Source organism: Bacillus sp. 3a (assembly GCF_017161885.1).
GTDB classification, from domain to species: domain Bacteria; phylum Bacillota; class Bacilli; order Bacillales; family Bacillaceae; genus Bacillus; species Bacillus safensis.
In genome coordinates, this window is the sequence record NZ_CP067376.1 from 1 (window position 1) to 21,449 (window position 21,449).

The window sequence follows — 21,449 nt, forward strand, 5'->3', positions numbered from 1 at the left end:
TTACTGAATTGAATTCTCTCTACCCATAAAGAAATAGTAGTATCTAACTTCCCGTTTGGAGTATATACATAATCAGATGTTACAAACTTTTCATTCCTCTTATAAGGAATTTCTTCCATTAAATCTGTAATGTGTATTTTCTCGCTAAAAATCAAATTTTCCTCACTGTAAAAATGAATATTATTAGAGAAGTTCCCATTATTACAAGCTCCTAAAATATAAACATCAGTAAAGTTATTTCTTTCAAAAGAGACCTTTAATTCATCGTCTATTGAAATATTATCTAATATACTATCCAGTTCTATTTTAAAAGGAATATTATTGAAATACATATTTTCTTGAAAGTACTCTTTTGGAAATGACAAATTTGCAAATATATCCAGAGATCCCTTTGATGCCTCATCTAAAGTAGTAATGCCTGTACTATTAAAATACTCTTTCAAATTTAGTTGATAAAACATTTTCTTTTCTCCTTAATTTACGCATGTTTTTAAAAAATTGTTTTTAACAATAAAACAGGTTAATTTAAAGAAATTTATCCAACACTTCAAATAATAAAAAGGTAGTTTATTGATAATAAACTGTAATTTAATCCAATACAAGTAAAATGATTATTTTATCTTCATACATTAATTAGATAGATAAATACCGGCACATTTAGGTAAGCAGAACTACCAACCGCCTTCACAACATATACAGCACCCGTACTAATTTATGAATTCAAAGGAACTAGGCAGTAAGACATTTGAAAAACCTCATCGAACAAGACAATAAACATGCAAAAGCATTTTATCATATCCACAGAATTTCAAAATATTCGCTACTTCGAAAAACATTGAAACCTTTCATTCTATAAATAAGTAACCTTCGCCTTTTCGCCTACAATGTACCTCAATTGCTAGCAATCGTATAATTATACTGCTTTTTATCTGTTAAGAAATAATGCAACTGAGTCCGTTCCTAGTATATCCCTCACACCCGTTTATTTCTCTGCTAGTTTCTTCGTTTTGTAGAGAGACTTCACCAATTTCTATCTATCTAAAAGAAAACAGTAGTGAAGTATCCAGAGCCACAAGGTAAGAACAGCAATATCTTCTTTTTCACGACCGAAACGCTCCTTTTGGTTGCATGAGCAGGTTTTAATTAACTCCATCGTACCTGACCAGTGACACACTGTCAAAATGATTTATAGACGATAACGCGCAATGTCCTGATTCAATCGCATGCTTAGTTCATTGTGTCTTTCTGCTTTCGCCACATTGGAGATAGCTGTCACTTGTTCGTCTGTGGATGCAGTGATCTCTTCGATAGCTGCGGCATTTTCTTGAGAAATATGTGCTGCGGCGAGCATGGCTTTAGTAATGAAGTCGTTTTGCTCCATCAATGTATTCAGCTCTTTTGCCATAGCGTTTGTTTCAACGATGGTTTGTGAAATCAATGTAGAGATAGCATTGATCTCATTTTCTGTTGCATGCACCGCTTCATCTAACTCGGCAAAACGAGCCATTGTGCTCGACATGATACCGGCTGTTGCAGCCATTTCTTCTTTAATGCCTTGGATCATTTGCTGAATTTGAACAGCTGGCAGCTTCGGTTTTATATGTTTTGAAGTAAACACTTGTTAAAAGGAGTTAGTCATATGGCTGTTTTTATTCTATTCATTGTATTTGGCTTTCCTATTATCTCTGTGCTGATTGGCATTTTTGGCACACTCCTTTTGAAGAATGTTTGGATGCCTACTTTGATTGTGCTGTTAGCGAGCATGATCTTCATGTTCACCTCTATTGGCGGGAATAAATCCTTTCTCATTTGGGTTATTGTCTATACCGTCTTTACATTCTTTGCTGGATGGATTACAAAGCGACTCAGCGTGTAGACAAACCCTCGCATTCGGTGTCAGGTCTGCGCTCCGGTGCTCACGAATGTCAAATTCGCTCCGCTCCGGTACTCGTCCTTCCTAGACTTCAAAGGTTTTCTATCACGCTGAAAAAAAGAAGACAAAGGGCTAAAATAAAAATCATTTTAGCCCTTTGTCAACAATTTGAAAGAACAGCATCGCTGTTCTTTTTTTAGATCAAATATCCGCACACCATAGTTCAATTTCAATTTTCAGCTCCGGCCATCCTAAAGCTGATACATAAGCAACCGTCATTGATGGGTAAGCTGTTTTGAAGATCGTATCCCACTGAGGATATAGATGGTCCCAGTCGATTTCTTCTGTTGCCCATATATTGACCTTGATCACATGTTCTTCATTTAATCCTTCTGAATCAAGGATTTTTTTGATGTTTTCAAACGTATTCGTTACTTGGTCTTTTAAGCTTGATGGGATTTGCCCATCTATATCTGTCCCTACCTGACCCGATGTAACAAATAATCCCGCGCCCTTTGGCACCCTTGTGATATGACTGTAGTGACCAACAGGTTTCGGCATACTTTCTGGGTTTTTTCTCGTGATTTTTTCCATGTTATGTCCCTCACTCACGTTTATTTTTCTGCTAGTTTCTTCGTTTTGTAGACAGACTTCACCAATTTCTATCTATCCTAAAAGAAAACAGCAGTGGAGTATCCATAGCCACAAGGTAAGAACATCAATATCTTCTTTTTCATGACCGGAACACTCCTTTTGTTTGCGTGAGCAAGGTTTTGATTAACTTCATCGTACCTGACAAGTGATACATCGTCAAAATGATTTATAGACGATAACGTGCAATGTCCTGATTCAATCGCATGCTTAGTTCATTGAGCCTTTCTGCTGCTTTAGCCACATTAGAGATGGCTGTCACTTGTTCGTCTGTGGACGCAGTGATTTCTTCGATCGCCGCAGCATTTTCTTGAGAAACATGTGCTGCGCCGTGCATGGCTTTTGTGATGAGGTCGTTTTGCTCCAGCAGTGTATTCAGCTCTTTTGCCATCGCGTTTGTTTCAACGATGGTTTGTGAAATCAATGTAGAGATGGCATTGAATTCATGTTCTGTTGCATGCACCGCTTCATCCAGCTCGGCAAAACGATCCATTGTGCTCGACATGATGCCGGCTGTTGCTGTCGTTTCTTCTTTAATGCCTTGAATCATTTGCTGAATTTGAACGGCTGATTGTTTTGTCTGTTCAGCTAAATTCCGCACTTCACTCGCCACAACTGAGAAGCCTTTGCCATGCTCTCCCGCCCGTGCTGCCTCAATACTTGCATTCAGTGCCAGTAAATTCGTCTCATTTGAAATGCTTTCAATCGTATCTGTGATTTGAGAAATATCCTGTACTTTTGTAGTTAACTGCTCGATTCCTGCTCTAATGCCTTGAGACGCCTGAATCGATTGTTCATTCGATTGTTTTAATTGCTGTACGATTTGCTGACCCTGCTGTGATGATTGACTTGATTGGTCGGAAATCCGTTTAATGTGATCACTCTGTTCTTTGACATTCTCAATAGATTGATTAAACTGGATCATTTGTTGATTGGCTACTTCAAGATCAGATGCTTGATGAAGTGTTCCAGTCGAAATGTCTCCGATGGCTCGTCCAATTTCTTCACTGCTGGCTGAGGTTTCTTCAGATATCGCTGATAAATCTGTCGCTGATTCCACAAGCTGACTGCTCGTTTCCTGTAAACCGCTCACCAGTGTTCTGAGCTCTCCTGACATATGGTTAAAGCCTTTTGCCAGCTGGCCGATTTCATCCGTTGTTTCCTTTAAGTTCGTGCGTTCAATATTCCCCGCTGCAATTTCCTTTGAAGCAGCAGTGACTTGCTTCAGCAGTCTGACTTTTCCTCGAGCAGCTAAATAAAAGACGCCTAGACTCAGAAGGGCGACACCTGCTGTAATGAGAATAATATAGAGCTTCATCTGCTCTAATTCTTTATAAAATTCGTCCTGGAAGACAGCGATACCTACACTCCAATTCCACGGCGTAAACTGACTCATATAGGCGAGCTTTTCTTTTTCTTCGCCGGTTGCATCGTCCTTATCCATATAGGTCACATAGTGTGCATCCTCACCTTTTGCATTGGCACCAGCGACCATTTTTTCACGATTGGTCGTGTTATCTGGAATGACGCCGATGTCGTTGACCGGATGGACCTGGGTTGAATAGTCAGTGCCATATGCGATCAGATAGCCTTTATTTTTATAGATAAAATCTGATTTTTGAGATTGGTATCCCTTCCCGTTGTCATTTTTGGGTCCGCTCAAGTAAAGCCGGGCTTGTTCTTGCGCCTGCTCAAGCGTCAGTTCTTTTTTCTCCACACGGTCATTCAACTGTTCAAGTGTGGCCATTGCTCCGCTGACGATATGCTTTAAATCTGCTTTCCCTGCATCAATTAATACATGTTTCGCTAACAAATACCCCGTTGTTCCAACAAGTCCGCCCGTTAAAATCGTGATCACGATAATGGCAGACATTAATTGAAAAAAGACACTTCTTGACGCAAACGCTTTCTTTTTCATGTACAAATTCCCCCTTATTTTATATATCGTCAAGCAGGGAAAAGTATTAAAAAAGTCATAGAAAAAATCCCTTTCGCACGTTGGAAAGGGATTTTCTGATTAATGAGCTGCTTCTTTAAGAATGGCTTGATAAAGATCGTCTGCTGGCGAGAGTCCACATACCTCTTCCAGCACACCTTCAATGCCTTTTTCTTTTCGTAATGCCTGCAGACGAACAGCTTCTTCGTCTCCAGTAAAGTCGTAAGCCAAAGCTGCCACTATGCCTTTAATTAAAAACTCTGGCTGTTTGATCTTTTTCGCTGGACCGATTAAACGGTCATTTGCTCCAAGCTTTCTAAGCGGGGAACGTGCGACGCGCGTGACTTCATCAGAGATAAAGGCATTTTCAAATCGTTTGATGATTTTTTGGATATACGCATCATGTTCTTCTTTTTGAAAACCATATGTGTCGATTAAATAACTGCCCGTTTCGTGAAGTGCACCTTCGACCACTTGACGAATCTCTGGTGTATCGACAGCTTCTTTAATCGTTTGCACGCCTTTCTCATACCCGACATAAGCAGCTAGTGCATGTCCTGTGTTGACAGTAAAGAGCTTACGCTCAATATAAGGCGTCAAATCTTGTACAAAGGTCGCTCCATCGATCTGAGGAACGTCTCCAATAAAGCCTGTCTCATCAATGACCCACTCGAAAAATGGCTCGACTGATACTTTCAAAATGTCCTCATGGTGCTGAATGGGGACAATGCGGTCAACCGCAGCGTTTGGAAAACCAACTGTGTGTGACAGCGCTTCTTGTTCATCAGCTGTTAAATGAGAGAAAACAGCTTCCTTTAAATGAGAGCTGCCGCCAATCATATTTTCACATGCCACAATGTTGATGATATGATCAGGCTTTTTCTGTTTTAAACCTTCAGCAATCGATGAAGCAATGATGTTCAAAACAGCTGGTCCAACAGCTGTTGTAATGAGATCAGCTGTTGCAACTGCCTCTGTTAATGCGGCTGGATCTTTTGCGGAATTGATGGCTGACACAGGACCAACCACTTCTTGCTGCTGCCCTGGTGCTGCGAGTTCAACCGTGTATTCTCCTTTTTCATTCAGCTCGTTGATCACCGCTTCATTTACATCGGTAAAAACGAGCTCAAAGCCTGATGCTTTTAACAAAGATCCGATAAACCCTCTGCCAATATTTCCTGCTCCAAAATGAAGTGCCTTCATGTTAGTTCACCTCGTTAAAGATGGCGATCAGTTCATCCTGATCCTTTGCATGAATGATACGCTCTACGTTTTCTTCCTCTGAACAGACAATCGCAATTTGAGAAAGAATATCGAGATGTTCATTGTTTTTACCAGCGATACCAAAAACAACTTTAGCAATATTCCCCTCGCCATATTCAACGCCATCTGGAATTTGGATAATAGAAATTCCTGAATGAAGGACAGCCGCTTTCGCATCCTCTGTTCCATGAGGAATGGCAATTCCGTTGCCCATAAATGTAGAAGAAATGTTTTCTCTTTCAAACATTTTGTCCACATAATCACTTGTGACATAACCGTTTGCCACTAAGACTTCGCCTGCTTTTTTAATGGCTTCTTCTTTAGAGCCCGCTTGTTCGTTTAGAAAAATATTGTCTTTTGAAAGTACTTGTTTCATGAAAGATCACACACCTTTTTTAGAATGGAAAATCAGAAAACAACCAAAACGGGGAGTTCAATTAGGAAAAATTGGACTCAACCCGTTTCGTCATGTTATTTTTTCAATTTCTCAATCAGCTCATCGTATTTCGGGCTGTTTAAGAAATTATCAACTGAGATATGGATAGCTCCTGGCAGTTTTGCCTTGGCTCTATCTGTTAAATCTTTATGAGTAAAGACCACATCGGCATCATCTGGGATGTTGCTGATGGATGTATTTGTCACATCAATATCAAGCTCTGCCTTTTTGACTTTATTCTTTAAGACGGATGCGCCCATCGCACTTGAACCCATTCCTGCATCACAGGCAAAAATGATTTTGTTCACGTTATCTGGATTGATTTCATCTGGAGATGCTACTTGCTCGCTTGCTTCAGCACCTTCTTTTTGTGCTGTAAGAGCAGCAGCTGCTGCACTTTTCTTGCCTTTCATGTCTTGCATTTTTTCTGTTGCTGCTGTTAAGTCTTCATCCACTTCTTTAGACGCTTTTAAAATGACAGAAGCGACAAGGAACGATACGACCGCTGCCACGACAACACCTGCTAGAACGGCAAGGTGACCGCCTTTTGGTGACATGAGCATAAGAGCGATAATACTTCCTGGTGACGGCACAGCCTTTAAGCCTGCATTTAACAGTGTAAAGGTCAGAACGCCGCTTGCTCCCCCAGCAATAACCGCTAAAATGAGCTTTGGCTTCATTAAGATGTATGGGAAGTAAATCTCATGGATTCCCCCTAAGAATTGAATGACAATCGCACCCGGTGCAGACTGCTTTGCCGTCCCTCTTCCAAAGAACATGTAAGCTAGAAGAACACCGAGACCTGGCCCTGGGTTTGTTTCAAGCAAGAACAGAACGGACTGGCCTGTCTTCGCCGCTTGCTCTACTCCTAATGGACCTAAAATCCCTTGGTTAATGGCATTGTTTAAGAACAATACTTTCGCTGGTTCAATGAAGATACTTGCGAGCGGAAGTAAATGTGCATTGACAATGATATCTACACCTGCCGCAAGGGCTTTATTCAAACCTAGTACCACTGGACCGATGGCGTAGAAAGCAATGGCGACTAAAATGGCACCTAGAATACCTGCACTAAAGTTATTAATCAGCATTTCAAAGCCTGATCTGATTCGGTCTTTAAACAGCTGGTCGATTTTCTTAATGAGATAACCGCCAAGTGGCCCCATGATCATTGCGCCTAGAAACATTGGGATATCCGAACCGACAATAACCCCAATCGTAGCGGTTGCACCGAGTACCCCGCCTCGATGGTCATATACGAGCTTCCCGCCTGTGTAACCGATTAAGAGCGGCAGCAAGTAGTTGATCATTGGTCCAACAAGTGTATTTAATTGTTCATTTGGAAAATAACCACTTGGAATGAACAATGCGGTGATGAGTCCCCAAGCGATAAACGCTCCAATATTCGGCATGATCATACCGCTTAAATAGCTTCCAAAGCGCTGTACTTTTACGCGAAATCCGCTTTTTTCCTGCATTTATGAAAACTCCTTTCTTCTCTCCCTTTATTTAGGGCTTTATAGGTCAAAAGATATAAGAACAAGATTCAGTGAAGCCCTTATGCCTATCGTAAAACGCTTTCACTTTCTCTTCAATTGAAACTAAATGTCACTTTGTCATATAGTGTGTGACAAAATTGAAAAATGATGTGACATCACCTTCAGATCCCAATACAAAAGGGGAGAAAAGGTTGATCTGCCGTTGTTTTGAAGCAAAATTCATGGGAATTTCACAACTTTCAAATGGTCTCTTCTTGTTTCCTCTTCTTAAATCGAATAGGCTTATAATTGATCAAACCTATTCAATTAAGAAATGTCTGCGCAGACATGACACAGAAAAAGTGAACCATCTTGCTGTTTGTTTCGTTTACCTTTTAGAGAGGGCGGTACAATAGGAAGAGCGGTTTTTTCTGTGACTCACAGTTTACTGCCGCTTTCTTTCTGATACATGAGACATTTTCATAGGTAGAAAGGCGGTTATTCACCTTGTTTAAAAATAGTAAGTGGCTTCTGCTTCTTATGGTCATGTTCGCTTTTTTCATTCCAAAGGAAGCATTTGCTCACGCATACGTCGTGAGCTCAAACCCAGCGGCAAATGAAGAACTGGATCAGCAGCCTCCTTCAGTCTCGATCACATTTAGTGAAGGGATTGAAAGCGGATTTCATGCCATTAAGGTGCTAAATGCAAAAGGTGATCGTGTGGATAAAGGAGATACGGTCATTAAAGATCAAAAGATCATGGAAGCGGCTTTGAAAAAGAATTTACCAAAAGGAATTTACACCATCCAGTGGAATGCGGTATCAGCGGACGGACACTCTGTCTCTGGCATGATTCCGTTTAGTATTGGAAAAGCGGATGGCGGTTTTGACCAATTAGAGCAAGGTCAAACGAATGAATCCATTGATGTGGCCTCAACTATTGATAAAGCCTTTCTTTATACGTCATTCAGCTTATTCCTTGGGACCATTTTGTTTGGACTGCTTTGGTTTAAGACTGCGATTTCACCTGTATTGGCGAAACGAATGAAGCGGCTTTTGACCGTGTCATTGATGATGATGGGCGGAGCACTTGTGTTCCAGCTGCCGATTCAGACAAAATCAGCGGCAGATGTGTCCTTTTGGGGGGCATTTCAGCCTTCGCTTTTACAAGAAACGATTGCGTCCACTTCTGGCGGTAGTCTGTGGATGATGCTTATGGCGTCATTTGTTCTTCTCACCATCTGGACGATTGTGGCGGTGAGAAAAGGGGATTTCTCTTCTTTTCGGGTTTGGCTGTTTCCACTGCTCCTCTTCACAGTGCTCCTTTGGCTGAAGGCACAAATCGGACATCCAGCCGCAACAGACAATAGAATACTCACAACATCACTTGATTTCATCCATCTCGTCTCTGCTTCGATTTGGGTCGGTGGTTTAACAGCCATTGTCCTTCTATTGATGAAGAAACTGCCAAATGAAGATCAGCCGCTCATTCGGAGTACGCTAGCAGCATTTCATCCTTGGGCACTGCTCTCTGTTGGACTCATTGTGTTTTCAGGATTTGTGAATGCCATCTTTATTTTGCAATCGTTTGACGCTCTTTTCCAATCAGCATACGGACGCACCTTTTTAATCAAGCTTGGTTTATTTATCATCATGGGCCTTCTTGGGCTTATGCATTACTTGATGCTGAGATGGGAAAAGAAGCAGAAACGCAGCATTTCCTTACGAGTTGAATGGATGATCGGGATCGCCATTTTGTTATTAACAGCTGTCTTTACCAATATTCCGAGCCCTCCTCCGCCTGCACCTGAGCCTTTCTTTGGTGCAAATCAGGTCGAGCATCGTGATATTGTGTCCTTGAGCATTACCCCGAATGCCCCGGGGAAAAACTCATTCGAAGTGGCATTTACAAAGAAGAATGGCGAAACGATCACTGATATTCAATCTGTAACAGCCAAGATCCATAAGGTGGCTTTATTCGGTGATGAGACACCGAGTGAATTCCAGCTGAAACGATTAAAAAATGGTCATTTCTCTGCTGAAAATCTCTTATTAAATGAAAAAGGCACATGGAAAATTGAAATCCATGCGTTAACTGGTTCTTTCAAGAATATCGATACCACATTTATTAGAAGAAACTAAAAGGAGTTCATCACATATGAAAAAATACGTTAAAGCTTTATTACCAATGCTTCTCGCTTCATTTTTATTGGCAATTCCTGTGAGTGCGCACGTAACAGTCAAGCCTGATACTTCTGCGACAAATGCTTGGGAGACCTATACATTAAAGGTTCCTTCTGAGAGTGACAGCCCGACGACAAAGGTTGTCTTGTCAATACCTAAAGGCGTAGAATTCCAGCAATATGAGCCAGTACCTGGCTGGAAAACGTCAACTGAAGAGAAAGATGGCAAGGTAACAAGAGTGACTTGGGAAGCAACAGGTAAAGGTGTGCTTGCTGGACAATTCCAGCAATTCGTTTTTGTAGCGAAAAACCCTGAAAAAGCTGGTGAAGCTGCATGGGATGCATATCAATATTATAAGGATGGAACGGTCGTTGAATGGACTGGCGATAAAGATGCTGATAAACCTCATTCCATCACAAACATTGTGGCATCTAATACTGTAACGGATTCACATGGTCAGGAAAAACCAAAAGAAGAGAAGGCCTCTGAAACAGCCTCTGCTTCTTCCTCACCACTTGTCCTTGGTCTGTCCATTGCTGCTCTAGTCGTGGCACTGATTGCACTTGGACTTGCTTTTAGAAAGAAATAAAAGCTGTATTGAGCGATCGTTTTCTCGGAAACGATCGCTTTTTCTTGCACCACAGACTGTTTACTTTTATTAGAAATCAATTATTTTCCATTTTCCCAACTTGTTATTACCAATATAGGATTGAATAGGATAAAGCCGCGTGACATAATGAGACAGATGACCACATAGGAGGCTATGAGATGAACCATGTAATCATATTTGCTCATCCCCAGCAAAGCTTAAATCAAACTTTATTAGATCTTGTTGTGAGCACTCTATTGAACAATGGTCATAAAGTGACTGTTCGTGATGTCTATGCCCTAGGTTTTTCGCCAGAGCTCACCCTTGCAGAAAAGGCTGCCATCAAATGCGGTGATGTCCCAATCGCTATTCAAAGAGAGCAGATACTGATTCAGCAAGCGGATGTGCTGACGTTTATTTTTCCAATATGGTGGACAGGCTTGCCGGCTATGCTAAAAGGATATGTAGAGCGCGTGTTTTCTGAAGGTTTTGCTTATCAGATCAGTGAGGATGGAGAGATTGAAAATTTGCTTCGGCACAAAAAAGGTGTCATTATCAACACCCACGATGCACCGAGGACTTTTCTTGATTCCAATAAGGTCTTCAGCTCCTCACATCACATGACAACCGATACTGAAGTCTTCAATTTTATTGGCGTTCAGCCTGTCGAACGGCTTTTGTTCAGCAGCATGGAGCAGGCATCTGCAGATTACATACATGAAATTTTGAAAGAAACGAAAGAAACGGTGGATCAGCTTTTTCCGCCGGCTGTTTAACATAAAAAAGACTGCCGAGATTCCTCTGACAGTCTTTTTCACGTTTATTCGTCTAAACCAATGGATACATATTTTGTTTCTAAATAAGGTTCGATTCCTTCGATGCCGCCTTCTCGGCCAATTCCGCTCTCTTTCATACCGCCAAAAGGTGCTTGGACAGCCGATGGACCGCCATCATTCCAGCCAATAATCCCATAATCGAGATGTTCTGAAATGTAGAGTCCGTTCCGATAATTTTCTGTAAAGAAATAAGCTGCAAGGCCAAAAGGTGTATCGTTGGCTAATTCAATTGCCTCGTCTAACGTTTTGAATGTCGTAATTGGTGCCACTGGACCAAATGTCTCTTCATGCATGATGTTCATCGAAGGATCCACATGTGTAAGAACCGTTGGCTGGACAAAATAATATGATTTGTCATCGTCGAAATGCGTATCGCCGCCGACAAGAACTTTCGCCCCTTTATCCACAGCATCTTGAATTTGACCGACAATTTTATCAAAGCCGCGCTTGTTGATAATTGGTCCAATAGATGTACCTTCTTCAAAGCCATTGCCTACTTTCAGCTTTTCTACTTCTTTGCTGAAGCTTTGCGCAAATGCTTCATGAATGTCTTCATGCACAATTAAGCGGTTGGCACAGACACAGGTTTGTCCTGCATTCCGGAACTTAGATGCCACTGCCTGTTTGACAGCTAGTTCAAGATTCGCATCCTTGTCTACGATGAGCGGAGCATGACCGCCAAGCTCCATTGATACGTGTTTGACTGTGCTGGCACTGTTTTTGATCAAATGCTTTCCGACGGGCGTTGAGCCTGTAAACGTGATTTTTCGAATCAATGGACTATCTGTGAAGATTTCACCCACTTCTTTTCCATCTCCCACAACCCATTGCAGTGCATCCTCTGGAATGCCGGCTTCATGACCTAATTTTACTAGTTCAATGGCTGTCAGCGGTGTGTCTTCAGCAGGTTTTACAATAAACGTACAGCCTGCTGCAAGCGCAGGAGCTGCCTTTCTCGTAATCATCGCCGCAGGGAAATTCCACGGAGTAATGGCAGCAACAGGACCAACTGGCTGTTTTGTGACGAAAAGGCGTTTGTTCGTCGTATGTGACGGGATGGTTCTGCCGTAGATTCGCTTTGCTTCTTCCGCGTACCATTCAATATAACCAGCCGCATAGACGATTTCTCCTAATGCTTCTTGATACGGCTTTCCGTTTTCTTCTGTGATGATTTTCGCAAGCCTTTCTTTATGCTCAATCATCAGATCAAACCACTTACGAATGATATTGGCACGTTCATGCGCTGACGTTTTTGCCCATGATTTGAATGCTTTGTGTGAACGAGAAATTGCGTCTTCGATCTGTTCTTTTGTATGCTGAGCAACTGAAGCAATTTCTTCTCCTGTTGCAGGATTATATACTTTGAGTTCGTTTGTCATGCTCTACCGTCTCCTTCGTTCTTGGATTCATTACATATAGTATATACCCAATGAGTACCCAACCTAAAAGCAATATCCATTCAGCTGGCCACGATAAGGAAGCCGGCATTCCTGGAAAGTAAAATGAAAGGAAAAGAAGACTCAGTCCGATGGCTAAAACACCTGTCGTCCGCCAATATTTAATGCTGTATGGACGCTCCAGCTCAGGTTCTGTTTTGCGAAGTCTCATAAAGGCAATGGACACGATTAAGTACCCGACGATGATTCCGACACCGCCTGCATTGACAATCCATACGAGGGCAGGACGCCCTAATAATGGAGCGAAAAAAGCTAAAGCTCCAAGAAATAAAATGGCATTTGTCGGTGTTTTATACTTTGGATGAATATACGCAAACCATTTGGAAATCATACCTCTTTCCGCCATAGCATATAGAATACGGCTTGCACCGATAATAAAAGCATTCCAGCTCGTCACAATTCCTGCTACACCGCCAATAACCAGCACTGTTCCAAACGCTTGATGACCGAGAAGCTGTACCATCGCATCTGCTGTTGCTAATGAAGAAGCTTCGAGCTGTCCTTTTGACAGCCCAGCTGCTACCCCAAAGACAATAAGCAGATAAAAAATGACCGCGCTCACGATGGAGATAATCAAGATTCTCCCAATGATTTTTTTTGGTGCGTTAATCTCCGCCGCTACTTGCGGAATGACATCAAACCCAACGAATAAAAAGGGAATCATGACTAACACCGCCATAAGACCGCCAACCCCGCCTTGAAACATCGGCTCAAGGTTTGCAAAATCTCCATTAAATGTTGCGCCGCCTAAAAGGAGAAAACCTGTCAGAATAATCGCCACTGTGAACACGGATTGAAAAATGGCAGCAGGCTTCGCTCCAATGTAATTCAGCGCAGTTAAAAACAATGCCCCGCCAGATCCAATCAATACCCATGTGAAATAAACGTCCCATCCTCCTATATTCCATAAAAAGCCAGCATGCTGTGTTGGAATCACATAATCAATGACGGTCGGCAAGGCGACTGCTTCAAACGTAATCACAGACACATAACCAAATAATACGCCCCATGCTGAGACGAACGCTGCTTTCATCCCAAATGCCCGCTGGACAAAAACGAGCCCTCCGCCTGTCTCTGGAATCGCAGACGAAAGCTCAGCATACGTAAGTCCGATAAAGATGACGAGAATACCTCCTATAACGAAAGCAATCACACTGCCTAAAAATCCAGCTGTTAAAATCCAATCTCCCGAAAGTACAACCCAGCCCCAGCCAAGCATTGCACCAATGGACAAAAACAGCACGTCAGACTGCGACATCGTTTTTGCCATTTGTTGTTTTTGCATACAACCATCCCCCTTTGTTGTTTAGCGTGCTTTGAAGGCGTCCTCGATAATCCCTAGTCCTTCGTGAAGCAGCTCATCTGTGATGACAAGTGGTGTTAAGAAGCGAATGATATTCCCATTAATCCCTGCCGTTAAAAGAAGCAGCCCGTGCTCATTTGCATATGCTGCAATCGCTGCGGCTGTTTTCTTATCCGGTGTACGCGTTGTTTGATCTTCCACAATTTCAATTGCCGCCATTGCCCCTAACCGGCGGACTTCCCCAATGAATGGATACGCCTGTCTCCATTCATTTGCTTTGTCCTCAATGACTTGCCCAATATGTTCAGATCGTTGATTCAGTTGTTCTGTTTCAATGATATCAAGGACAGCCAGTGCAGCTACACAGCCTAACGGACTTCCTGCATATGTTCCCCCAAGCTCCCCTGGATCTGCCGCATCAAGCAGTTCTTTTCTGCCGACGACACCGCTTAGCGGCAGCCCCGCAGCAAGAGATTTTGATACGGTGATTAAGTCCGGCACCACATCAAAGTGCTCAATCGCAAAATATTTCCCTGTTCTTGCAAAGCCTGTTTGGATTTCATCTGCAACCAAAACAATCCCGTGCTGCTGACAGAAGGAAGCAACATGCTGAACAAAACGCTTCGATGGCACAATGAATCCGCCCTCCCCTTGGACTGGCTCCATGACCACACACGCAACGGTTTCTGGTGCAACGGCAGCGACGAAGAATTGATTGAATTGATCAATGATGTACTCATCGTAGGCTGCATCGCTTAATCCTTCTGGCTTCTGATAGTAGTACGGGTACGGTGCTTGATACACCTCTGACGCAAATGGTCCGAACCCGAATTTATATGGCTTGACCTTGCTTGTCATGCTCATCGTCATATTCGTTCTGCCGTGAAAACCTCTTGTAAACGACACAACGGCCTGTCTTTTCGTATATTTACGTGCAATTTTCACCGCATTTTCAACAGCTTCTGCACCTGAATTAAGAAAAATGGCTTTCTTATCATGATCCCCTGGTGTGAGATGGCACAGCTTCTCTGCCAATTCGATATACGATTCGTACATCATCACGTTGAATCCTGGGTGAATCAGGCTATCTGCCTGTGCTTTGACTGCTTCCACAACCTTTGGATGTGAATGTCCTACGTTTAATGTGCCAATGGCGCCTGCAAAATCGATAAATCGTTTCCCATCAATATCGAACAGCTCGGCTCCTTTCCCCTTCGCTGCAAGATGACGGTTGCCATTACTCACGCCTCTTGCGACGTATTGATCTCTTTTCCCTTGCCATTCTTCGGTTGAAAAACGGTTTGTTGTCGTTTGACTCATTGTCATCCATCCCCTTTATATCCTTTTTTATTATTCTGAATATTTTTTGGTATGATAGAAAGTACCAATATCATTTTTTTCATGGTACCAGAGAGGATGGAATAGTGAGATGCTGACAATTCAATTAGATCAAACAGGACAAAACGGATATATTTATCATCAAATTTATATGAAAATCAAAGAAGAAATCTTAAATCGCAACCTACAGCCGCATGATCAATTACCATCTAAACGAGAGTTAGCCGATACATTAAACGTCAGCGTTAATTCAGTGAATGGCGCCTATCAGCAGCTGCTTGCTGAGGGATATTTATATTCGGTTGAACGCAAAGGTTTTTTCGTGGAATCACTAGAAACATTTCATGAATCTGGTCAGCTGAAACCCTCTTCTCTTCCTGTAGATTTAAAGGAAGAACCGATTGCACGAGACGACTGGTATTCCTTTTCACATATCTCCGTCGATACAGCGAACTTTCCGTTTAAAAGCTGGCTGAAAAGTGAACAAAAGGCGATCCATCTCCACCAAGAAGCCTTCGGTGAGCTTCCGCATCCACAAGGTGTGTATGAACTGCGGGAAACGATTGCCCGATTGATCGGACTTGCACGAGGGGTCAAATGCTACCCAGAACAGCTCATTTTAAGTGCAGGCACACAGTCACTGATCCATTCGTTATCAAGCATTCTTCCGGCCGATCAAATATATGGGTTAGAAAACCCTGGCTACCGCCGGCTCTATCAAATGCTGAAAAACAATCATCATCAAATTGAAACGATTGGCATTGACCAAAAAGGTGTGCGGATGAGCGACATTCATAAGAAACAGCCAAATGTGTTGATCATTACCCCTTCACATCAATTTCCAACAGGGGTGATTATGCCGATTTCCCGGCGTATTCAACTGTTAAACTGGGCAGCTGATCAGCCAGACCGTTATATCATTGAGGATGATTACGACAGTGAATTTAAATATGGCACAGACAGCATTCCGGCGCTGCAAAGTCTTGACCGATATGACAAAGTCATTTATATGGGCACCTTTTCAAAATCATTGCTGCCCGGCTTGCGGCTAAGCTATATGGTGCTGCCTCAGCATTTATTGAGACGCTATAAGGAGGAACAGCATTTTTTCATTCAAACAGCTAATCTTTTTACACAATACACCCTTCTTCATTTTATAAAAGATGGGGCGTATCAACGGCATATTAAAAGAATGAATGGTTTATATGAGGAAAAACGGAAGCAGCTCATTGAAGAGCTCAATACGGTTTTTACTGACAATGTGCGGATTATTGGAGAAAATGCCGGGCTTCATTTTATCGCAGAGTTCCGCTCAAATCGAACGCAGCATGAGATTTTACAGCGAGCGAAAGAAAGAAAGCTGAAAATGTACGGAATGGATCGTTTCACCCTTGATGAGCAATTGCCGGGGCATCAGCCAGGCTTTGTCCCGCTCGTCCTCGGCTTCTCACATATGAGGCGAGAGGATATTCAGCCGGCAGTAAAACGGCTGTATGACGCCATTTTCGGGAAATAAAACAGCCAGCTGCTCTTCACAGACAGCTGGCTTACCACCGTTCTTTATCTATAGCTAGAATCGATGACATGAGTCCAGGAAAAGCGGTCTCGATGTCTTCTTTTCTTAAAGAATAGTAACGGTGCTTCCCGTCAATTCTCACTTTCACGACGCCTGCCTCCCTCAGCACTTTGAAGTGATGGGAAAGCGTGGATTTGGCAATATTCATCTCATACGTGCCGCATGTCCTCTCCCCCGCTTCCGCTAAGCAGCGGACAATTTCTAACCGGATTGGATCAGCCAATGCGTGCAGCACAGAAATCAATCTCATATCTTCTTTGTTTGGATGGTTTGGATTCGTCATACAATAAATGTATCGTATTTTGTGCCAACATACAATCTCATTCACCTGGAGCTGACTAGTCAAGTAACGATATGACTTCACAAACGTCCATTATTCATGAGACTGTCTGAAGGGAAGGAACCCGTTTTGATCGTCGAACTTCACGGCAAAACAAAAATATATACCGCACATGCGGAAGGGTAAAATACCTGTCATGCAGACGGGTATTTTTTTAAGTTCATTTTCTTGTCATGGGTCATTGGTTTTGTTATCATAGCAAAAGTGACCACTCGGTTTCCATTGTGACCATATGGTTTTGCCGATTCGGAAAGGACTTATGAAGATGAACGAAAAGCAAGAAGAGATTTTGCGGGTTTCAAAGAAATTATTTTCTCAAAAAGGCTATATGAGTGTCTCCATGCAGTCAATTGCCGATGCCTGTAAAATATCAAAAGCGTCTATTTATAAACTGTTTGATTCAAAGGAAGCTCTTCTACTAGAACTGATTAAATACAATCAGCGCAAAATGAGAGAGATTTCCCGCATCATTCATTCAGAAACGACGCTGTCCAAAAAGGAAAAATTCACAAAGAAGATCAAGCTTGAGCTTGAAGAGTTTAAAGAGAATCATAAATTTTTGAACATGCTGTCCTTTGAAGCTTTTTCTCAGCATTCGCCTATTGTCATTAAACACTTACGCGAGACACGCTCCATTATCATGCAGCGGCACAAAGACATTATTTTGAGCACCTATGGTGAATCTGTCGCTCCTTATGTCTGGGATCTTGTGATTGTTCTCAATGGATTAATGAGAGAATTCATCTTAATGCTGGCGATTGAGCACAAGAACATCAAATTAGAAAATGCTGCTGAGATGATTATCGGTGTGATGGACCGTGTATCGAAAAAGCCTTGCTCAATTGAGCCTGTGTTAACAGATCAGCTCATGGACTCTTATTTGTTTTCCTCACAGGACGGATATGATGAAGAAAAACTTGTCATCTCGTACTTAACGAAGATCAAACAAGAGCTTCACGCACTGTCAAACGGAGAAGAAAAAGACGATCTCCTCTCTGCTTATGAGCTGCTCAATCAAGAATTATCAAAGGATGAACCGAGAACCTTTTTAGTCAGCTCACTGCTCGATTATTTAGGCAAAAACAGCGTTTTATCACAAAACGTGTCACAGCTGAAAAACATCATTTTATAGATAAAGAAGGGATAACATGAACCAATCAACTACATCGTATAATCGATCTGTGATTGTTGGGATTTTCCTCGTTGGGGCATTCGTTGCGATTTTAAACCAAACGCTTCTCATTCCAGCGATCCCGCATATCATGGAAGATTTCAATATTGAGGTCAGCAAAGGACAGTGGCTTACAACAGCCTTTATGCTGACAAACGGGATTCTCATCCCCATTACGGCTTTCCTCATTGAGAAATTTTCAAGCCGTTCTTTAGTTTTAACGGCACTTAGCATCTTTACAGCCGGTACAATTCTTGCTTCATTTGCAACGAATTTCCCGGTGTTACTTGCAGCGCGTATCGTACAGGCAGCCGGTGCAGGGATTTTAATGCCGCTGATGCAAACGATCTTTTTAACCATTTTCCCGAAAGAAAAACGCGGGCAGGCAATGGGCATGGTCGGACTTGTGATCTCGTTCGCACCTGCGCTTGGGCCAACACTTGGCGGCTGGATTGTTGATTCCTTCAGCTGGAAGTTCTTGTTCTATATTGTTCTGCCAATCGGTATCATTGATCTCATTCTTGCTTTCTTCTTAATGAAAAATGTGACGCAGCAAAGAGAAACACGTATTGATGTTTTATCTGTCATCTTGTCGTCGTTCGGTTTCGGCGGGCTGCTTTACGGATTTTCTAGTGTCGGCACGTATGGATGGACGAGTGCGACTGTTCTCATTTCGCTGATTGTCGGCGCCGTGAGCTTGTTCTTCTTTATCCTGCGCCAGTCGAACTTAACAAGACCGATGCTGGAGTTTGGCGTATTTAAATTTGCGATCTTTAGCTTAACAACCTTCCTCGGCATGCTTGTCTTTGCTTTATTAATTGGGACAGAGACGATTCTGCCGCTTTATACGCAGAATGTCAGAGGACTGTCTGCACTTGATACAGGGCTTATCTTATTGCCAGGTGCTCTCTTCATGGGACTCCTGTCACCGATTATTGGACGGATTTTTGATAAAGTCGGCGGAAAAGGGCTGGCATTAGGCGGATTTACGATACTCACCGTTACCACCCTGCCATTTATGCTGCTCACCCTTGATTCATCGATCGCCCTCATTACGGTCGCCTACACGCTTCGGTTAATCGGGGTTGGGATGATCATGATGCCGCTGACAACCGCAGGTATTAACTCTTTACCGCCTCATTTGATCCCTCATGGGACAGCGATGAATAACACGATGAGACAAATAGGCGGTTCCATTGGAACGGCTGTGCTTGTTTCCATCATGAGCAGCTCTGCTGCAAATGCAGAATTGGCCAATCCATTAAAATCGGCCGTTCATGGAATGAATACGTCATTCTTCATTTCTGGTCTGATTGCGGTCATTGGACTCGTCCTCTCCTTTTTCTTAAAGGAAAAAAAACGTGAGAATAAAGTGATGAAGCAGGAGCTATCTTCCTCCTCATCTTCTTCATAAGAAAAAGAGCTCGGCATATGGCCGGCTCTTTTTTCATATACTCACACAATACCGTCCTCTCTGTAAACACATTTGTATTTCTAGTGAAGAAAAACCTTGATAATTTAAAGAAAAGAGTTGATAATAGGAACTATTCAATTTGTGAGAAAATTTTTACTATAGGAGATGTATGCATTGAAGGTCGTTAAATTTGGTGGCAGTTCACTTGCATCTGGCAAGCAGCTGCAAAAGGTATTTGACATTGTAACAGCAGATCCAACTCGAAAAGCAGTCGTTGTTTCCGCACCAGGAAAACGGCATTCAACGGATACAAAGGTCACCGATCTATTAATTAGCTGCGGTGAACAATATTTACGTTTAGGCGAAGCACATGATTTAAAGGAAGCAGTCATTGAGAGGTATGCCTCAATAGCGGATGAACTCGGATTAGGTCAAGACATTATCGATACCATCAGGCAAGATCTAGACACATTATTACAGGCTGATTCATCCCGCCCTGAGTGCTATCTTGATGCCATTAAAGCAAGCGGTGAAGACAATAACGCTAAGCTCATTGCCGCCTATTTCCGCCACCAAGGTGTGGAAGCTCATTATGTGAATCCAAAGGAAGCTGGTTTGTTTGTGAGCGATGAGCCTGGCCAAGCGCAAGTTCTGCCAGAGTCTTATGATCATTTGTACAAATTAAGAGAGCGCTCTGGCATTATTATATTCCCTGGCTTTTTTGGCTTTAGTCTCGCGGGAGACATCGTCACCTTTTCGCGAAGCGGCTCCGATATTACCGGCTCCATTTTGGCGAACGGTTTGAAGGCAGATGTATATGAAAACTTTACAGATGTCGATGCTGTTTATGCCGTCAATCCAACGATCGTTCATGAACCAAAAGAGATTACAGAGCTGACATACCGGGAAATGCGCGAGCTGTCCTATGCTGGTTTTTCTGTGTTCCATGATGAAGCACTTATTCCAGCCTTCCGTGCAGGCATTCCGGTTCAGATTAAAAACACCAACAACCCGTCAGCAAAAGGGACAAAAATCGTAAATCAGCGGGACCATACAAATGGACCTGTTGTTGGAATCGCCTCAGACAATGGATTTTGCAGTATTTACATTAGTAAATATTTGATGAACAGAGAAGTCGGTTTTGGACGAAAGGTGCTGCAAACACTAGAAGAGTATGGGCTTACGTATGAGCATGTTCCTTCTGGCATTGATGATATGACCATTATTTTACGTCAGGATCAGCTGGAGGAGCAGCATATTGAAGAGGAGCTGCTAGACCGCTTGAAGGTCGTGCTTGATGCAGATGAGGTCGTTTTAGAGCGAAATCTCTCGCTGATTATGGTTGTGGGAGAAGCGATGCGTCATAATGTTGGCACAACGGCAAGAGCGGCAAAGGCGCTGTCAAAAGCGAAGGTCAATATTGAAATGATCAATCAAGGCTCTTCAGAGGTCAGCATGATGTTTGGCGTTAAAGCGGCGCAAGAAAAAGAAGCTGTTCATGCCTTGTATGAGGAATTTTTCTCTATGTCTACTGTCCCTGTCTCTCTTTAATCAGAAGGCTGCCAGATCTTTGGATCGGCAGTCTTTTTTCATCTCGACGATCA

General features: G+C 42.5%; 19 protein-coding genes. 8 read left to right on the forward strand and 11 right to left on the reverse strand.

All coding sequences use genetic code 11. The annotated features are described in order from the left end of the window. On the reverse strand, window positions 1-461 hold a 461-nt coding region (locus JJ692_RS00005), incomplete at its 3' end, for a hypothetical protein (protein WP_206534092.1). Window positions 462-1,186: 725 nt separating this feature from the next. Then, window positions 1,187-1,618, reverse strand: a complete 432-nt coding sequence (locus tag JJ692_RS00010) for a methyl-accepting chemotaxis domain-containing protein (RefSeq protein WP_241258004.1) — start codon at window positions 1,616-1,618, stop codon at window positions 1,187-1,189. Between the two features lie 21 nt (window positions 1,619-1,639). On the opposite strand from JJ692_RS00010, the gene JJ692_RS00015 reads away from it, so the two are divergent. Next, the gene (locus JJ692_RS00015; protein ID WP_206534093.1) at window positions 1,640-1,876 is read left to right on the forward strand and encodes a DUF2651 family protein; all 237 of its coding nucleotides are present in this window, start codon (window positions 1,640-1,642) and stop codon (window positions 1,874-1,876) included. A 198-nt stretch (window positions 1,877-2,074) separates the two neighbouring features. On the opposite strand, the gene JJ692_RS00020 is transcribed toward JJ692_RS00015, so the two are convergent. From JJ692_RS00020 to JJ692_RS00040, 5 genes are all read right to left on the reverse strand, one after another. Beyond that, window positions 2,075-2,467, reverse strand: coding sequence for a RidA family protein (locus JJ692_RS00020; protein ID WP_206534094.1), 393 nt, complete (start codon window positions 2,465-2,467; stop codon window positions 2,075-2,077). A gap of 226 nt (window positions 2,468-2,693) precedes the next feature. Further along, window positions 2,694-4,442, reverse strand: a complete 1,749-nt coding sequence (locus tag JJ692_RS00025) for a methyl-accepting chemotaxis protein (RefSeq protein WP_206534095.1) — start codon at window positions 4,440-4,442, stop codon at window positions 2,694-2,696. A 99-nt stretch (window positions 4,443-4,541) separates the two neighbouring features. Continuing rightward, window positions 4,542-5,663, reverse strand: a complete 1,122-nt coding sequence (locus JJ692_RS00030; RefSeq protein WP_206534096.1) for a mannitol-1-phosphate 5-dehydrogenase — start codon at window positions 5,661-5,663, stop codon at window positions 4,542-4,544. 1 nt (window position 5,664) lies between these two features. Next, a complete protein-coding gene (locus JJ692_RS00035; RefSeq protein WP_012008933.1) occupies window positions 5,665-6,099 on the reverse strand; it encodes a PTS mannitol transporter subunit IIA in 435 nt (144 codons plus the stop codon). A 95-nt stretch (window positions 6,100-6,194) separates the two neighbouring features. Continuing rightward, entirely contained in the window at window positions 6,195-7,637 is a 1,443-nt protein-coding gene (locus JJ692_RS00040; protein ID WP_103132450.1) for a PTS mannitol transporter subunit IIBC, read from the reverse strand. Between the two features lie 507 nt (window positions 7,638-8,144). On the opposite strand from JJ692_RS00040, the gene JJ692_RS00045 reads away from it, so the two are divergent. The 3 genes from JJ692_RS00045 to JJ692_RS00055 all read left to right on the forward strand — a co-directional run bounded on the left by JJ692_RS00045 (window position 8,145) and on the right by JJ692_RS00055 (window position 11,186). After that, the gene (locus JJ692_RS00045) at window positions 8,145-9,779 is read left to right on the forward strand and encodes a copper resistance CopC/CopD family protein (RefSeq protein WP_024425542.1); all 1,635 of its coding nucleotides are present in this window, start codon (window positions 8,145-8,147) and stop codon (window positions 9,777-9,779) included. Window positions 9,780-9,795: 16 nt separating this feature from the next. Continuing rightward, window positions 9,796-10,410 (forward strand): YcnI family copper-binding membrane protein, encoded by a 615-nt coding sequence (locus JJ692_RS00050; protein WP_024425541.1) that lies wholly within the window; start codon window positions 9,796-9,798, stop codon window positions 10,408-10,410. Between the two features lie 179 nt (window positions 10,411-10,589). Further along, window positions 10,590-11,186 carry an NAD(P)H-dependent oxidoreductase gene (locus tag JJ692_RS00055; RefSeq protein ID WP_024425540.1) on the forward strand — a complete coding sequence of 199 codons (597 nt, stop codon included), beginning with the start codon at window positions 10,590-10,592 and terminating at the stop codon, window positions 11,184-11,186. A 44-nt stretch (window positions 11,187-11,230) separates the two neighbouring features. On the opposite strand, the gene JJ692_RS00060 is transcribed toward JJ692_RS00055, so the two are convergent. The 3 genes from JJ692_RS00060 to gabT are packed head-to-tail and all read right to left on the reverse strand — an operon-like array spanning window position 11,231 to window position 15,326. Beyond that, complete coding sequence (locus JJ692_RS00060) at window positions 11,231-12,625, reverse strand: NAD-dependent succinate-semialdehyde dehydrogenase (protein ID WP_024425539.1); 1,395 nt, start codon at window positions 12,623-12,625, stop codon at window positions 11,231-11,233. Continuing rightward, on the reverse strand, window positions 12,600-13,988 hold the full coding sequence (locus tag JJ692_RS00065; RefSeq protein ID WP_044335515.1) for an APC family permease: 1,389 nt from the start codon (window positions 13,986-13,988) through the stop codon (window positions 12,600-12,602). Before JJ692_RS00065 ends, JJ692_RS00060 begins: the two co-directional genes overlap by 26 nt. A 21-nt stretch (window positions 13,989-14,009) precedes the next feature. Next, window positions 14,010-15,326, reverse strand: coding sequence for a 4-aminobutyrate--2-oxoglutarate transaminase (gabT, locus tag JJ692_RS00070; RefSeq protein ID WP_073203811.1), 1,317 nt, complete (start codon window positions 15,324-15,326; stop codon window positions 14,010-14,012). Window positions 15,327-15,435: 109 nt separating this feature from the next. Between gabT and gabR the strand changes: the two genes are divergently transcribed. Continuing rightward, window positions 15,436-16,860 carry a MocR-like transcriptional regulator GabR gene (gene gabR, locus JJ692_RS00075; protein ID WP_206534097.1) on the forward strand — a complete coding sequence of 475 codons (1,425 nt, stop codon included), beginning with the start codon at window positions 15,436-15,438 and terminating at the stop codon, window positions 16,858-16,860. A 31-nt stretch (window positions 16,861-16,891) separates the two neighbouring features. Here the strand turns inward: gabR and JJ692_RS00080 are convergent, their stop codons facing one another. Next, on the reverse strand, window positions 16,892-17,203 hold the full coding sequence (locus tag JJ692_RS00080; RefSeq protein ID WP_024425536.1) for an ArsR/SmtB family transcription factor: 312 nt from the start codon (window positions 17,201-17,203) through the stop codon (window positions 16,892-16,894). A gap of 322 nt (window positions 17,204-17,525) precedes the next feature. Here JJ692_RS00080 and JJ692_RS00085 point away from each other — a divergent pair, with 322 nt between their 5' ends. From JJ692_RS00085 to JJ692_RS00095, 3 genes are all read left to right on the forward strand, one after another. Beyond that, on the forward strand, window positions 17,526-18,392 hold the full coding sequence (locus tag JJ692_RS00085; protein ID WP_225315557.1) for a TetR/AcrR family transcriptional regulator: 867 nt from the start codon (window positions 17,526-17,528) through the stop codon (window positions 18,390-18,392). 16 nt (window positions 18,393-18,408) lie between these two features. Continuing rightward, complete coding sequence (locus JJ692_RS00090) at window positions 18,409-19,845, forward strand: MDR family MFS transporter (protein WP_024425533.1); 1,437 nt, start codon at window positions 18,409-18,411, stop codon at window positions 19,843-19,845. A 174-nt stretch (window positions 19,846-20,019) separates the two neighbouring features. Next, window positions 20,020-21,396: an aspartate kinase gene (locus JJ692_RS00095; RefSeq protein ID WP_073203806.1), complete on the forward strand. Its 1,377-nt coding sequence runs from the start codon at window positions 20,020-20,022 to the stop codon at window positions 21,394-21,396. Window positions 21,397-21,449 lie beyond the last annotated feature (53 nt).